Source organism: Flavobacterium sp. UBA7680 (assembly GCF_002482975.1).
GTDB lineage: Bacteria > Bacteroidota > Bacteroidia > Flavobacteriales > Flavobacteriaceae > Flavobacterium.
Genome location: NZ_DLHA01000026.1, coordinates 20,982 through 36,415, shown reverse-complemented (window position 1 = coordinate 36,415; position 15,434 = coordinate 20,982). Strand labels below are relative to the sequence as shown.

Annotated in this window: 15 protein-coding genes; 11 read left to right on the top strand and 4 right to left on the bottom strand. The window is 32.6% G+C overall.

Annotation, left to right across the window (positions count from 1 at the left end; translation table 11 throughout):
• Window positions 1-161: 161 nt before the first annotated feature.
• The 6 genes from B3C18_RS09975 to murI all read left to right on the top strand — a co-directional run bounded on the left by B3C18_RS09975 (window position 162) and on the right by murI (window position 6,813).
• The gene (locus B3C18_RS09975) at window positions 162-851 is read left to right on the top strand and encodes a DUF6089 family protein (protein WP_291146211.1); all 690 of its coding nucleotides are present in this window, start codon (window positions 162-164) and stop codon (window positions 849-851) included.
• A gap of 5 nt (window positions 852-856) precedes the next feature.
• A complete protein-coding gene (locus tag B3C18_RS09970) occupies window positions 857-1,597 on the top strand; it encodes an isoprenyl transferase (RefSeq protein WP_053471628.1) in 741 nt (246 codons plus the stop codon).
• A complete protein-coding gene (locus tag B3C18_RS09965; protein WP_291146209.1) occupies window positions 1,530-4,286 on the top strand; it encodes a BamA/OMP85 family outer membrane protein in 2,757 nt (918 codons plus the stop codon). Before B3C18_RS09970 ends, B3C18_RS09965 begins: the two co-directional genes overlap by 68 nt.
• A 59-nt stretch (window positions 4,287-4,345) precedes the next feature.
• Window positions 4,346-5,371: an OmpH family outer membrane protein gene (locus B3C18_RS09960; protein WP_291146207.1), complete on the top strand. Its 1,026-nt coding sequence runs from the start codon at window positions 4,346-4,348 to the stop codon at window positions 5,369-5,371.
• A 13-nt stretch (window positions 5,372-5,384) separates the two neighbouring features.
• Window positions 5,385-5,888 (top strand): OmpH family outer membrane protein, encoded by a 504-nt coding sequence (locus B3C18_RS09955; protein ID WP_177178064.1) that lies wholly within the window; start codon window positions 5,385-5,387, stop codon window positions 5,886-5,888.
• Window positions 5,889-6,036: 148 nt separating this feature from the next.
• Complete coding sequence (gene murI, locus B3C18_RS09950) at window positions 6,037-6,813, top strand: glutamate racemase (RefSeq protein WP_291146204.1); 777 nt, start codon at window positions 6,037-6,039, stop codon at window positions 6,811-6,813.
• On the opposite strand, the gene B3C18_RS09945 is transcribed toward murI, so the two are convergent.
• Together B3C18_RS09945 and B3C18_RS09940 are read right to left on the bottom strand one after the other, a co-directional pair.
• A complete protein-coding gene (locus B3C18_RS09945; protein ID WP_291146202.1) occupies window positions 6,814-8,052 on the bottom strand; it encodes an aromatic hydrocarbon degradation protein in 1,239 nt (412 codons plus the stop codon). It lies immediately after the preceding gene.
• Window positions 8,053-9,381 (bottom strand): DUF4270 family protein, encoded by a 1,329-nt coding sequence (locus B3C18_RS09940; RefSeq protein WP_291146200.1) that lies wholly within the window; start codon window positions 9,379-9,381, stop codon window positions 8,053-8,055. It lies immediately after the preceding gene.
• 281 nt (window positions 9,382-9,662) lie between these two features.
• On the opposite strand from B3C18_RS09940, the gene B3C18_RS09935 reads away from it, so the two are divergent.
• From B3C18_RS09935 to B3C18_RS09915, 5 genes are all read left to right on the top strand, one after another.
• Window positions 9,663-10,454: a DUF6268 family outer membrane beta-barrel protein gene (locus B3C18_RS09935; protein WP_291146198.1), complete on the top strand. Its 792-nt coding sequence runs from the start codon at window positions 9,663-9,665 to the stop codon at window positions 10,452-10,454.
• A 16-nt stretch (window positions 10,455-10,470) separates the two neighbouring features.
• Window positions 10,471-11,478 carry a Kelch repeat-containing protein gene (locus B3C18_RS09930; RefSeq protein ID WP_053471635.1) on the top strand — a complete coding sequence of 336 codons (1,008 nt, stop codon included), beginning with the start codon at window positions 10,471-10,473 and terminating at the stop codon, window positions 11,476-11,478.
• On the top strand, window positions 11,468-11,797 hold the full coding sequence (locus B3C18_RS09925; RefSeq protein ID WP_291146195.1) for a DUF4907 domain-containing protein: 330 nt from the start codon (window positions 11,468-11,470) through the stop codon (window positions 11,795-11,797). Before B3C18_RS09930 ends, B3C18_RS09925 begins: the two co-directional genes overlap by 11 nt.
• Window positions 11,798-12,889: a sensor histidine kinase gene (locus tag B3C18_RS09920; protein ID WP_053471637.1), complete on the top strand. Its 1,092-nt coding sequence runs from the start codon at window positions 11,798-11,800 to the stop codon at window positions 12,887-12,889.
• Window positions 12,890-13,006: 117 nt separating this feature from the next.
• Window positions 13,007-13,723, top strand: a complete 717-nt coding sequence (locus tag B3C18_RS09915; RefSeq protein WP_291146191.1) for a LytR/AlgR family response regulator transcription factor — start codon at window positions 13,007-13,009, stop codon at window positions 13,721-13,723.
• Between the two features lie 108 nt (window positions 13,724-13,831).
• On the opposite strand, the gene B3C18_RS09910 is transcribed toward B3C18_RS09915, so the two are convergent.
• Window positions 13,832-14,344 carry a gamma carbonic anhydrase family protein gene (locus B3C18_RS09910; RefSeq protein WP_056204513.1) on the bottom strand — a complete coding sequence of 171 codons (513 nt, stop codon included), beginning with the start codon at window positions 14,342-14,344 and terminating at the stop codon, window positions 13,832-13,834.
• Window positions 14,345-14,353: 9 nt separating this feature from the next.
• Window positions 14,354-15,343 (bottom strand): PorP/SprF family type IX secretion system membrane protein, encoded by a 990-nt coding sequence (locus B3C18_RS09905; protein WP_291146188.1) that lies wholly within the window; start codon window positions 15,341-15,343, stop codon window positions 14,354-14,356.
• Between the last annotated feature and the right edge of the window lie 91 nt (window positions 15,344-15,434).

The window sequence follows — 15,434 nt, the reverse complement described above, 5'->3', positions numbered from 1 at the left end:
TTCATCACTATACGATAATACCACATTTTCTCGTTCTGCATATAGCGAATCATCATTAAATTGCTCAAAATCATAATGTAAATTGAAAAAAAAGCACATTTATCTAAAGGAACTTTGATTCGTATTGATAATTATTATATTTGCACGCAATTTTGAATTAAATGAAGAAAATTTTTAATTTATTGTTATGTTTTTTCCCTTTTATTACACTTAATGCTCAAATCAATGAGCTTGGTGTTTTTATTGGCGGAAGTAACTTTGTTGGTGATGTTGGAAGTACAACTTACATTAACCCAAATAAACCGGCTTTTGGTATTTTGTACAAATGGAACAAAAGTCCAAGACATTCTTATCGTTTCTCTTATACACAATCTAATATTCTTGGAAATGATGCAGATTCAGACGAAACAAGCCGCAGCAACAGAGGATATCGTTTTGAAAACGAGGTAAAAGAATTTTCTGCTGGTTTAGAATTTAATTTTTTCGATTTTAATCTTCATGATTATCACACAAAAATTACTCCTTATATATATTCAGGTTTAAGCTTTTTTATTTATGATGGCTTATACCGTAATATCAACAGCATTAATACAACGCAAAAGATCAATTCAAATTCATTTGCAATACCCATAACACTCGGAATCAAATCAAATGTAACTCCTCATTTTATTATAGGTGCCGAAGTTGGAGCTCGATATACTTTTACCGACAATATTGACGGCAGTAATCCTGATACCAGCAATGAAAACATTTTAAAATTCGGAAATTTAAATAATAAAGACTGGTATGTCTTTTCAGGTATTACTTTAACTTATACCTTTGGACAAAAACCTTGCTACTGCGCAGAATAATAAAAATGAATTTACTAGACTCTATAGATCAATCAAACTTACCAAAACATCTGGCCATTATTATGGACGGAAACGGGCGCTGGGCTAAACAACAAGGCTTTTTAAGAGCTTTTGGACATGAAAACGGCACCAAATCTGTAAAAAAAACAATTACAACTTGTGCCAAACTAGGTATTGAGTACTTAACCTTGTATGCTTTTTCTACAGAAAACTGGAATCGTCCTAAACTTGAAGTTGAGGCGTTAATGAAAATATTGATCAATTCCTTAAAAAAAGAGCTAGTTACACTTCAAGAAAACAATATCAGACTTAATGCTATTGGAAATCTTGATAAATTACCAAAATCGGCACAAAAGGAACTTTTAGACGTAATTGAGAAGACCAAAAACAACACCAGACTAACGTTAACCCTTGCTTTAAGCTATGGTTCCAGAGAGGAATTGGTAAATGCTGTTAGAGTGATTAGTGATAAAGTTAAAAATAATATAATTTCAATAGACACTATTGACGATTCAATTATAAATGAGCATCTTTACACGCAAAATTTACCTGACGTAGATTTATTAATACGAACAAGTGGAGAACATAGAATAAGTAATTTTCTGTTGTGGCAGATTGCCTATGCTGAATTATATTTTACTAATGTCTTGTGGCCAGACTTTAAAGATCAAGATTTATATGAGGCTATTATTAGTTATCAAAAAAGAGAACGTAGATTTGGAAAAACCAGTGAACAAATTAAATAATTTTTTAGTGTTACAAAAAAGAATACCACAAATAATCTGTACCCTTTTACTATTGGGTAGTTTTTCACAAGTTAAAGCTCAAGATAGAGTTCCTTTTGACCAAGGAAAAAAATATATTCTGGCTAAAGTTTCTGTTGTTGGTAAAATAAGCTTCAATGAGCAGACTGTTGTTACTTTCTCAGGCCTTCAGGTAGGTCATGAAATAACAGTTCCCGGTGAAGAAATCACTGGCGCTATCAAAAAATTAGGTAAACTAGGTCTTTTCGACGAGATCTCTTTTTATATTAATAAGGTACAAAATGACAGTATTTATTTAGATTTAAATATTGTTGAACTTCCAAAATTAAATGAAGTTAAAATCACCGGCGTTAAGAAAAGTAAAATCGAAGGATTAATTAAGGATAACAATTTAACTAAAAATAAAATTGTAAACGAAAACTTAATTACGACTACAAAAAATTACATCGAAAACAAGTATAAAAAAGACGGCTTTTACAATACAAAAGTTACCATTACTACCACTCCTGACAGTACTGCAGGAAATCAGGTAAACATGCTTGTTAGAGTAGATAAAGGAGATAAAGTTAAAATCAAAAGTATTGATTTTACAGGAAATCAACAGCTTAGCGATACAAAACTAAGAGCTGCCATGAAGGATACGAAACAGAAAAACCTGCTTCGTGTTTTCAAAGCGTCTAAATTTATTCCTGAAAAATACAAAACTGACTTAGAAAAAGTTATCGCTACTTACAAAGAAAAAGGATATCGTGATGCACGTATTATTTATGACTCTGTTACTTATATCAAAGACAAAAATATGCTTGCGATAAAAATTAATGTAGAAGAAGGAAATAAATATTACTTCGGAAATATTAAGTTTTTAGGTAATACCGTTTATTCAGATCAGCAGTTAAACCGTTATTTAGGTATCAAAAAAGGGGAAACTTATAATGGTGTTTTACTAGAAAAAAGAATCGCTGATAACACAAAACCTGACGGAGAAGATATCACGAACTTATACCAAAACAACGGTTATTTATTTTCTAAGATTAATGCTGTAGAGGTAAAAACTGTAAACGATACAATTGATTTTGAGATTAGAATTACAGAAGGTCCTATCGCTTATTTCAATAAAATATATGTTACTGGAAATGACAAAACAAATGACCACGTTATTTACCGTGAGTTAAGAACTAAGCCAGGAAACAAATACAGCAAAGAAGAATTAGTTAGAACTATTCGTGAAATTGGTCAATTAGGTTTCTTTGATCCGGAGGCTATTAAACCAGAATTTAGAAACGTTGATCCTGCCGCAGGAACTGTTGATATCGAATACCAATTAGTAGAAAAAGGATCTAGCCAGGTTGAGCTTCAAGGAGGTTACGGCGGAGGAGGTTTCATTGGAACTTTAGGTTTATCTTTCAACAACTTCTCGGCAAGAAAATTATTTGATAAAGATGCTTACAAACCACTTCCTATGGGAGACGGGCAAAAAGTAGCACTTCGTTTACAAGGAAGTACTTATTTCCAAACGTACAGTTTATCATTCTCTGAACCATGGTTTGGAGGTAAAAAACCAGTACAGTTTAGTTCTTCTATTTCATACAGTAAACAGTTCAATAACAATTATGTAACCAGAACTGTAGATAGAAGCCAAAGTTTTAATATTTTTACAGTACAAGTTGGTTTAGCGAAGCGTTTAACGGTGCCGGATGATTATTTCGTTCTTTCACAATCTGTAAGTTATCAGCATTATGACTTAAACAATTACTATACAGGGTTGTTTACATTTGGTAACGGAGCATCAAGAAACCTTGCTTATACTATAGGACTTTCAAGAAGTAATAAAGGGGTTAACCCAATATTCCCAACTTATGGTTCTGAATTTAGTATCTCTGCAAAAGTTACACCTCCTTATTCATTATTTAACGGGGTTAATTACGGAGATTTAGGAAATCAAAAAGAATATAAAGTACAATATACCGGAGAGGCAAAAACTGGTCCAGACGGACAGCCTATAAATCCTGGTGATTATATGAAAGCTGAAACTATCAACGGATCTTCTCAATATGTGAGTGTAGGATCTGATTATAAGAGCGCTGACACTGATGCTGCAAAGGTCGATCAAAAGAAATATAACTGGTTAGAATACTATAAAGTAAAATTTAAAGCGGACTGGTATACTAAAGTGTATGGAAAATTAGTTTTAAGAACATTAACAGAATTTGGTTTCTTAGGAGCTTATGATCAATCAAGAGGTGTTGTTCCGTTTGAGCGTTTCTATTTAGGAGGAGATGGAATGGCAAACTATTCTATGGATGGTAGAGAAACAATACAATTAAGAGGTTATCCGAACAACTCGCTGACACCTGTTAATTCATTAGGACAACAGATTGGAGCTACTGTTTATAACAAATTCTCGATGGAATTACGTTATCCTATTACATTAAAATCGTCTGCATCGATTTATGCATTGACGTTTTTAGAAGCAGGTTCGTCTTATCCAACGTTTAGAGATTATAACCCGTTTGATTTAAATCGTTCTGCTGGTGCTGGTTTACGTGTATTCATGCCTGCATTTGGATTATTAGGAATTGATTTCGGTTACGGTTTTGATGCTCTTCCAGGGTCTGTTACAAACAAGGCAAATGGCTGGGAAACACATTTTATTATTGGTCAACAATTTTAGTGCGGGTTTTAGTACAAATTTTAATACCTTTGGCTAAAAATTCAAAATAAAGTAATGTTATGAAACAACGGTTTTTATTTATATTTTTAGTCTTGATTGCAGTAAATACAAGTCAGGCTCAAGGTAAGACGACTAGAATCGGCTACATTGATATGGAATATATTTTGGAAAATGTTTCTGATTACAAAGAAGCAAAATCACAATTAGAGCTAAAAGCTCAAAAGTGGAAACAAGAAATAGAAGCCAAAAAATTAAACATCAATACGCTTAAAGAAAATCTTAAGGCTGAAAAAGCTTTATTAACTAAAGAGTTAATTGATGAAAGAGAAACTGAAATTAAATTTCAGGAAAACGAAATGCTGGAGTATCAACAAAAGCAATTTGGCGCTGACGGAAATTTAATGAGACAGAAATCAGCTTTAGCAAAACCAATTCAGGATCAGGTTTTTACAGCCGTTCAGGATATTGCAGAAGCTAAAAATTATGATTTCATTTTTGATAAATCGTCAGATTTGACAATGCTTTTTAGCAATAAAAGGTTCGATATTAGTGATCAGGTACTGCGTATTTTAAACAGAACTGAGAAAAGAGAACAATTGACTAAAAAACAATTGAAAGATCAGGAAGCTAAGGAAAGTAAAGAAAACGCAATTGATGAAAATCCGGCAATGGCAGATCGTCAAAAAGCCTTGGATGAAAAGAAAACTGCGAGAGAAAAACTGATTGAAGACAGAAGACTTGAGCAGGAAGCTAAGAAAAAAGAATACGACGACAGAAGAAAAGCAATTCAGGCAGAGCGAGAAGCTAAAAAAAATGGCACGGTTTCTGAACCAGCAAAAACAACCGAAGCAGCAAAAACAACTGAAACGGCTAAACCTGGAGAAACAGCTAAACCTGCTGCAACAACAACTACTGACCCAGCAGCTACAGAGCCGGCAGTAGATAAAGCGGCAGAAAGACAAAAGCTTTACGAACAGCGTAAAAAAGAATTAGAAGAGAGAAGAAAAAAAATACTCGAAGAACGAGAAGCGGCTAAAAAAGCAAAAGAGGCCGAAACACAAAAAACAAATACGACCAATAATTAATTAATTTTTTAAAATGATGAAACAAATCAAAACTTTACTAATTGCTGCAATACTTATTTTAGGAGCAAGTAATACAATGAACGCACAGGCGAAGGTTGCCCATGTTGATGTTAGCGAGATTATGTCGAAAATGCCTGCTATGTTAGATGCTCAAAATCAACTGCAAAAATTAAGTGGGACATATGATGCTGAATACAAAAAAATGGTTGACGAATACCAAACTAAAATTAAAAAGTACGAAGCTGAAGCTGCAACTGTAACTGAAGCTGTAAACGGAGATCGTTCTAAAGAAGTTCAGGATATGCAAAAAAGAATTGTTGATTACAGAGACAATGCTCAAAAAGAACTTCAACAAAAAGAAACTGATATCGTAAAACCTTTAATGGAAAAAGTAAGAGCTTCTATCCAAAAAGTTGGTAAAGCTAAAGGTTTCCAATATGTTTTAGATGGTTCTACTCTTTTATTAGCTGATGGTCCAAACATTACTGCTGACGTGAAAAAAGACTTAGGATTCTAATAAACGAATTCCTTTAATTAAACTGCTTAAATTTTTAAAATTTAAGCAGTTTTTTTTTACATTTATTTAAAATTAAAATTCATTAATATTTCCAGATTTCTACTAAATTGGAATATATTTTTATTTCAAAAAATACTAATTTTGTATTATGACAAACAATAATCCTATAGGCGTTTTCGACTCTGGTATTGGAGGAACTTCAATCTGGAAAGAAATTCACGATTTACTTCCAAACGAAAAAACAATTTATTTAGCCGATAGCAAAAATGCTCCCTACGGCCAAAAAACAAAAGAAGAGATTGTTGCCTTAAGTAAAAAAAATGTAGAGTTTTTACTTGAAAATAATTGCAAATTAATTGTCGTTGCGTGTAATACTGCAACAACAAATGCAATTTGGGAACTTCGTAATGATTATGATGTACCGTTTATAGGAATTGAACCTGCAATAAAACCTGCTGCCAATAATTCTAAAACACAAGTTATTGGAATTCTGGCTACAAAAGGAACCTTAAACAGTGAACTGTTTAATAAAACGGCAGAGATGTTTCAGCATACTACAATTATTGAGCAGGTTGGTTACGGTCTGGTTAAATTAATTGAAGATGGTAATTTATATTCTCCGGAAATGACTCAGTTATTAGAGGAATATTTACAGCCTATGATCGATGCCAATATTGATTATCTTGTTTTAGGCTGCAGTCATTATCCTTATTTAATTCCGCAGATTAAAAAGATACTTCCTGACCACATTCAAATCATAGATTCTGGAGAGGCAGTAGCAAGACAAACACAAAATATTTTGCGTGAAAAAGTCGGTTTTACTGACACTCCAAAAAGCGAACCTATATTTTATGTCAATTCAAATCCTGCAGTTTTAAAATCTATTTTAGAAGATAAATATCCGGTAATTGAAAAAGAATTTTAATTAATCAAACTTTCGTTTCACAAACCAAATTCCATCTAAAGATAAATTAAGGGTTATCTTATGATAATTTTCTTTTATAAGATTCTCTGATACTCTACCTCTTTGCCCATAGGAATATGAAATATTTAAAGCAGAAGAAGTGTTTTCGATTGGCAGATTAATTCCGACTGATATTGAGGCATTGTTAACTCTTTTTCCGTCAACTTCAAGATAACCGGTATCAAAATTTGCTCCAGCAGAATAGGTTATCCTATCCCAATATTTCCGCATATTTCTATTGGCATTAAAATAAGAAAATCCAAGGGCAAATCTGTCCTGATTTACAAAATCTCCATAAAGATCAGACTGTCTGGTATCATTCCACAAACTTTTTTCGTAATCCAAAGTCATGTTCAAAACATTCTTAAATCGTTTGCTAATCCCTACTCCTATTTCTAAAGGCATATAATAATCATCCACATCCGAAGCTGCTTCAGACTCAATAACATTAATAACTCCATCTGTAGACGTTTGAACAGATTGAACTTTTGAGCCTTTAATTTGTGCCGGAAGTTTAAAAGTTGTTCCAATTGTCAATGTGGAATCGATTTTATACTGCGTTCCTAAAGTAGCACGAAATCCGTTGTAATCTGTTTTTTTATGAACATTAGTAATTGAATTCAAAATCGTAAAGGTACGGTCGTCTGTAATATTTCCAAATAACAAAGCGGCAGTAGCTCCAACCGTCAGTTTTTTACCAAAACGATATCCATACGAGAAATCGAAGTCATTTAGTCCTCCAGAACCCGTGGCGGATAAATTATACGATTCCTGGCTATCGGCAATAGGCAGTAAAAGATTTGAAATTTTATACGTAGAACTCGAATACGGTTTAAGCGCAATACTAAACCCAGAATTCTTAGTTACCGGAAAAGCAAAAGCCAAATGCGAAAACTGAAAATTATTTCGTTTCTCTGTTTTGGTTTTACTCTGATAAGTTGTTCCAATGGCTTTTCCTCCAACATCAAGCATAAAATGATTTAAAGACATAAAACCTAAAGACGCCGGATTTAGATTATTGATAAAACCTTCTGATGGCAAAGCAATTCCGGAAGATCCAATCAATGAAATCGCACCAAAATCGGCATCATACACACTTCCTAAACCATACAATGAATAGGGAGAACTCGAAATACTTTGAGAAAATGAAGTCAGCGCCATTAAAATGAAGCAGCTTACAAAAATTATTTTCTTTTTCATTTAATAGGAGAGGTAATAAATTTTTATTAGAATTTTATTTTCGGGATGTTTTTGATCTCCTAAAACAAGTCGGTTAACTGATTTAGAAATTCCGGGCAATGTTAATATCAGGGATGATCTTGAATCTGATGCTTTTAGCATTTCTTTCTGAAGAAAACTGCCTAGTGGAATGGTATAACCTATATTTTCATTAAACTCATCGCTTTTCTGGCTCAAAGTTCCATAAACTGCAGTTCCTGCAGCATTAAGCAAACTGCCGCTAATTCTGTTTAAATTATCGCCTACATATACTTTTAAAGAATCCGCCAGAGGGTATTTATCAGAATAAGAATTGTTTACAGGTTTTATAAACATTTGAGCGTCGACAATGGCTCCGTTACTTGAAATATTTTTAAGCTGTTTTATATTCGGGAAATCAATGCGGCAGGCAACTCCGGTTCCGGACTGAATAAAACCTTGTTTGTTGGTTAAGGAACTTGAAAGTTTACTGGTCGAAATGGGGAGATTTTGAATTATAGTTCCTGTTTTATCGAGCGATATAGAATTAAACTGTGTGGAAGTATTTGACATCAAAAAATCGATAAAAAAAGAATCGGCATCGGCGTCGCCCTGGTATTTTGAATAATACAATCGAACTTTGCTGGTAGTAGTGTGAAAACCTATTACACTTGATGAATTAGAACTTGAAGGAACAAGCACTAATCCTTTTAAGTATTCAGTAAGATTATCCAAACCAGTGATTTCTCTCTTTTTAATTTTTTGAAAAAAGGCTTCTCCAAAATCCTTATTCATTTTAATATTAATAGAATCTTTTTCTATTGGGCGGGGTTTGTACGAAACAGTGCCCAGACTTTCGTCGCTGTAAGTTAAGGTTGAATTATTATAAAAACTATCATCGTCTTTATTTGGTTTTACTTTTTGGGTTAATCGATGAATATCAAATTTTTGAACCTGAGTAGTATCTCCGTAATAATAGTTATCATATTTTAAAATCATGGAGATAGAATCAAAAACAAAATTTACAGTCTCTGTATCTGAACCTGAATTATTCAAGGCATAAGAACTTGCAGAAAGCTGGAAATAACTGTTTGATTTTACTTTTCCTAAAATAGGATCATCATAATTCCCAATTAAAATACGGCTTTGTCCCGAAGTAATAAGCGAATCGAAATTTATGGTAGACATTTCGACCGTGAGCGTGTCGATCATCACCACTTTATTATTTATAGCCAAATAATCTGAACCTACAACAAAGTTTCCTGCATCAGTATCTGTACCGCAGGAAAATATAGTAAAAGCAAAAACCAACATTAATAAAAACTTGCCCATAATCAATTTTTTGAGCAAATATAAAATGCAGTCTTCTGCACCACACTATAACATATACAGTCACGTGTTTTTAGACTATCAACGGCGAAAAAACATCTACAATGGAATATCGCAAATAAATATTTCATTCGACCTTAAAAAAGGCTGTTTTGTCTATCAAAAAGAGTCATACATATATCTTCTTTTTTTTAAAACCTTCTCCAACCTACTTTTGAACCAATAAATAAGTAATGAAAATAAGGTTTATAATTTGTTCGGTTTTTTTAGTGTCATTTCTAAATATGAATGCGCAGGAAAATTTTTCGGTGCACCTGAATTTAAAAACAGAGCCTACTGACAAAATTGATTTTACTGAAACAAGTATTGGTGTTTCGTTCAGCAAAAAAATAAGTTCAAAAAGCCTGATTACAAATACGCTGGAATATTCGAATTTGAATGTAAACTATGATTTAGGTCATTATGAATCTTTTGAAGATTTAGACAAGCTGCAGCTGATTAAGAACGAATTTGAATTTTCGCAGGAAATTTCAAATTCAACAAAACTGAATTTTTCGGTTACGCCAACATTCAGTTTTCAAGAAAATTTAGGTTTTTCTGATTTTACACTTTTAGGAAGTTTTGAAATAAAACAGGAATTAAATTCAAAAATGACTTTAAGCGTTGGAGCGGCCCGAACTAGTGTTTTTGGAAATCCAAAATTTCTGCCTTCAGCATCTTTAAATTATAAAGTAAATGACAACGCTAATGTGCTGATTGGTTTTCCGGATTCAAGGATTTCGTATTCGAATAACATACGCAACAAGTTTAGTTTAAGTAACAGCTTCAACGGAAGTTTTTACAATTTAAATGTTCAGAATGAAATAGATAAAAATGCTGCAAAAGCAACTTTATCACAAATGACAACCTCATTTGAATATGAGAGAAATGTCGATAAAAACTGGTTTTTAAATTTTAAAGCCGGATATGATTTTGACAAAAAATACAAATTAACCGACGGTGATAATCATACTGTTTATGATTTCAACATAAGTAACGGTTACATTTTAGGAATTGGGATCAAATACAAACAATAAATAAATTTTAAACACTATGAATAATCTAAAAAAAGGAATATTATTCGCAACCCTGCTTTCGAGCCTCTTTTTTATAAGCTGCAGCAATGATGACGATGATGATGATTTAGTAGGTAACTGGATTAAAAAATCAGCGTTTGACGGTCCTGCAAGATCTAGTGCAACAAGTTTTGTAATTGGAGATTTTGCTTATGTAGCAACGGGTTATACCGGAGATGAATATTTAAAAGATTTATGGGCTTACAACTCAACTGGAGATTACTGGGAGCAAAAAGCTAATTTCGGAGGTGTTGCCAGAAGTTCGGCATCAAGTTTTACGCTAAATAATAAAGGTTATGTGGGACTTGGTTATGATGGAACTAATAAACTAAAGGATTTCTATCAATATGATCCATCAAGCAACAGCTGGACTCAAAAAGCTGATTTTGCAGGAACAGGACGTTATGCTGCCGTTGGTTTTCAGGCTGGCGGAAAAGCTTATTTTGGAACTGGTTATGATGGAAATTATTTAAAAGATTTTTATCAATATGATGATCAGGCCAATACGTGGACACTTGTAAACGGATTTAGTGGTAATAAAAGACGTAACGCAACTGTGTTTGTAATTTCAGATAAAGCTTATTTGGTTACCGGAGTTAACAATGGTGTTTATCAGGAAGATTTTTGGGAATTTGATCCTGCAACTGATGTATGGACAAGAAAAAGAGATATCGATAAAGATACTGATGATGATTACACTTGGAATGATGAATATGCTATTACAAGATCTAATGCTTCTAGTTTTTCAATGAACGGTTTAGGATATGTTGTGGGCGGTGAAAACATCAAAACGGTTTGGGAATACAATCCTTCAACAGATCTTTGGGAAGAAAGAACAGCTATGGAAGGTGCTACAAGAACTGATGCTGTTGGCTTTACAATTAACAATCGCGGTTTTTATATGTTAGGAAGAGTGGGTTCTACTTACTTTGACGATGCATGGGAATTTAGACCTCAAGATGAACAAAGCGACGATGACAATTAATACTAAACAATTCTTCTGGAGTAAAATCCAGAAGAATTTATTGCTTTTGATTCTGCTTTTACAAATTGTTTCCTGTACAAAAAAGGAAGTTTTTAAAACCGAATCATTTAAAACAAATACAGGCTGGGGATATTCGATTTCTTATAAAGATAAAATCATAATTAAACAATCTATCATTCCTGTAATAAATGATAATAAAAGTTTTTCAACAGAAAAAGATGCCTTAAAAACAGCCCATTTTGTGGTTGAAAAACTCAAACAAAACTTATCTCCAACGGTAACCAAAAATGAATTAATTTTATTAAAAATAAAATTATAAATGACACTAGATACCATTAAAAATACAAATTCAAATAAAATACTATTCCATTTTATGATTTGGATTTTCTTTATTCTAACATCGCTGATTCAATTTTATGAAAGTCCCTTTAGAATCAATAATGATTTCTATGTACAATGGGCTACGGGAATTTTGTTATTTTATCTGAACTATTTTTACTTGGTACCTGCCCTTCTTTTACAAAAAAAGTATTGGAAATATTTTCTGTTCATTTTTATTCTTATTGCTGTCTTCATGATTATCAGGATTCATTATTTTATTCCTGAGTTCAGACATATGAGAACAAGAATGATTCCGCCCGAAGCAATTAACCTGTATAAGCAAAGAGGCAGAGTAATGATGGCACCGGCGAGACAGCCGTTGTTTTTTAAAATTGGCCCATCTTTTTTCTATATTCTAATTATTACCATAAGCGCCGTTATTAGAACACTGACAGAGTTTTATAATAATCAGCAAAACAAATTAATCGCCGAAACACACAGAACGAATACAGAATTGATATATCTGCGTAAGCAAACCAATCCGCATTTTTTATTCAATTCCTTAAACAGTATTTATTCTCTGGCACATAAGAAATCTGATTTGGTCCCTGATGCCATCGTAACCTTATCTGAATTAATGCGCTATATGCTCTACGAAACAGATAACAAAACGGTGGCTTTAGAAAAAGAAATCAATTACATCCAGAATTATATTGAACTGCAAAAACTCAGACTGAATAATATTGAAGACATTGTAATAAATGTTCACGGCAATACTAAAAACAAGTTTATTGAACCTTTGCTTTTAATTTCTTTTGTAGAAAATGCTTTTAAGTACGGAACCGATTACAAAGGGGCTACGCATGTAAAGATTAAGATATTCATTTCTGAAAATGATCTGGATTTTTGGATTGAAAATACTATTGAAAATTATGAAAAAGATCCTGACAATTCTGGTATCGGACTTATAAATATTCAAAGCCGATTAGATTTACTTTATCCAAACGCACACGAACTAACTATTAATCAGGACAATCATTTTTACAGAGTTCATTTAAGTCTAAAATTAGACGAAATAAAAACCACATAAACGTTAAATTGATACTGGGATTAATTCCGTATTTTTATGATAATTTTAAAACTTAATTCATTGGTTTAAAACTACTTTTGACTGCCAAAACAAATTTAAAAACTTAATTTTCAACAGATGAAATGTGTAATTATAGATGATGAACCTTTAGCAGTTGAACTATTAGAAGATTTTGTCAAGAAGGTAGATTCGCTTGAATTGGTCAGCACTTTTAATAATGCGATCGATGCCGTTTCGTTTATCAATCAAAATAATATTGATTTGATTTTTCTTGATATTCAAATGCCGCATTTCTCCGGAATTGACTTTTTAAATACAATCGAAAAAAAGCCTTTGGTAATTTTTACAACCGCTTATTCAGATTATGCCGTTGAAGGATTTAATCTTGGTGCGGTTGATTATTTGGTAAAACCAATTCCGTTTCATCGTTTTTTAAAATCTGTGGTTAGAGCGCAGCAAATCAGTAATCCTGCAGCGGCTGTTCACCCAATTTCTGAAAGCATCGCCGCTTCGGAAGTAGAACAGGATTTTATGTTTGTGAGAGCTGAATATGAAAATGTAAAAATGAATTTTTCAGATATTCTTTTTATCGAAGGTTTGAAAGATTATGTGAAAATTTACACGACAGACAATAAATTCACGCTGACTTTAATTAGTTTAATAAAATTAGAAAACCTGCTTTCAAGCAAAGGATTTTCGCGAATTCACCGATCTTATATTATCAATATAAAACACGTAAAATCAATACAAAAAAATAAAGTTTTGATTAGCGATAAGCGAATTCCAATAAGCGAAAGTTATAAAAATGCTTTCTTTGAAAAGATCAATCTGTAAATAAAATTCCAAAATAAAAAATTCCAAATTCCAATGAAGTGTCAATAACTATTGGAATTTGGAATTTTTTATTATTTGGAATTTTTTATTATTTGGAATTTCTTGAATTTATTCTTTAAACCAGCCAGAATACATTACGTAGTTGTTTGAAATACGTTCTATTTCGCCTGCAAAGTCAGATTGATCTATATCTTTTACTTTTTTGGCAGGAACACCAGCAAAAATAGTTCCTGAAGGAACAACCGTATTTTGGGTTAAAACCGCTCCGGCCGCCACGATCGAATTACTTTCGACAACACAGTTATCCATTACAATAGCGCCCATTCCTATTAAAACATTGTCGTGAATTGTACAACCATGAACAATAGCGTTGTGTCCTATAGAAACATTATTTCCTATAATTGTTGGGTGTTTTTGATAGGTGCAGTGAATTATTGCTCCATCCTGAATATTTACTTTATTTCCTATTTTAATAAAGTGAACATCGCCGCGAACAACTGCATTAAACCAAACACTGCAAGATTCACCAAAAGAAACATCGCCAACTATAGTTGCATTTTCAGCAACGTAACAATCTTCTGGAATTGCAGGTGATTTTCCGTTTACAGATTTAATAAGCATAATAAAATTTTAATTAATTGCCGGACAGTTACAATCGTAACGTTCCTTTCTACAAAATATATTAACTCCTAAAGTAATCTGGTGGTATCCGCCAGTATCAAATTTTACATCGCCTGTAACCTGAGAATAGGTGTAAGCAAACATAAAGTTCTTAAAATTCACGCCCACAATTGGGGTAAAATATTGTAGTTTTTGATTGGAAACTCCGTTTCCTGAGCTAAATTGAGCTCCGTCAAAACTTCTTCTATACGATAAAGCCGCCCATAAACTTCCAAAATCTAAATTCTTGTAAGCTTTCAAGTTCAAGTCAATTGATTTTTCTTTTGTCTGATCAAACAATTGAAATAAAATAGAAGGTTCCCAGGTAATATTATCTCTTTTTCCAAATACATAACCCGCGCTAAAAAGAAACTTTCTTAAATTATCACTTTCATAATCGGTATACAATTCTCTTCTCGTTTCAAGAACTCCCTGAACTGTTGCGTGCGCATAAAAATCTAAATAGTTATAAGAAGCTCCAAAATCTACATTAAAGTAAGAGTCTTTTTGAATCGAACCAAAAACAATTGGATCAAAAGTACCGCCAAATTTTGTTTCATCTAATTGATTCTGAATTAGTCCACCGCTAATACCAAAAGAAAGCTGATTTAAATCAACTTCATCTCTTGAAAACATAATATGATGCGCATAGGTAAGCTTTACCCCTTTTTCAGAATGGTATCCGTTTTTATCATTAAAAACAATAATTCCGGCACCAGAACGCTCTCCTACTCTTCCATTAATACTTAAAGTTTGAAGTGTTGGCGCATCTTCCTGACCAAACCATTGTTTTCTGGCTGTTAATCTCACTTTTGCACAATTAGCAGCTCCGGCCATCGAAGGATGAATCAAGTAGTAATTATCTGATAAATAATCAGAATAAACAGGAATTCCTTCTTGAGAATAAGTATAAAAAGTCGTTATTAAAAAAACAATTAATAACTTGATTTTTAATTTCATAATGGCTGGCTAGTTAGTCTAATTTTTACACTCTTCATAATTTCGTACGAATTATTTGAGGAGAGTCTTAATTATTTTATTAAAAAATCAA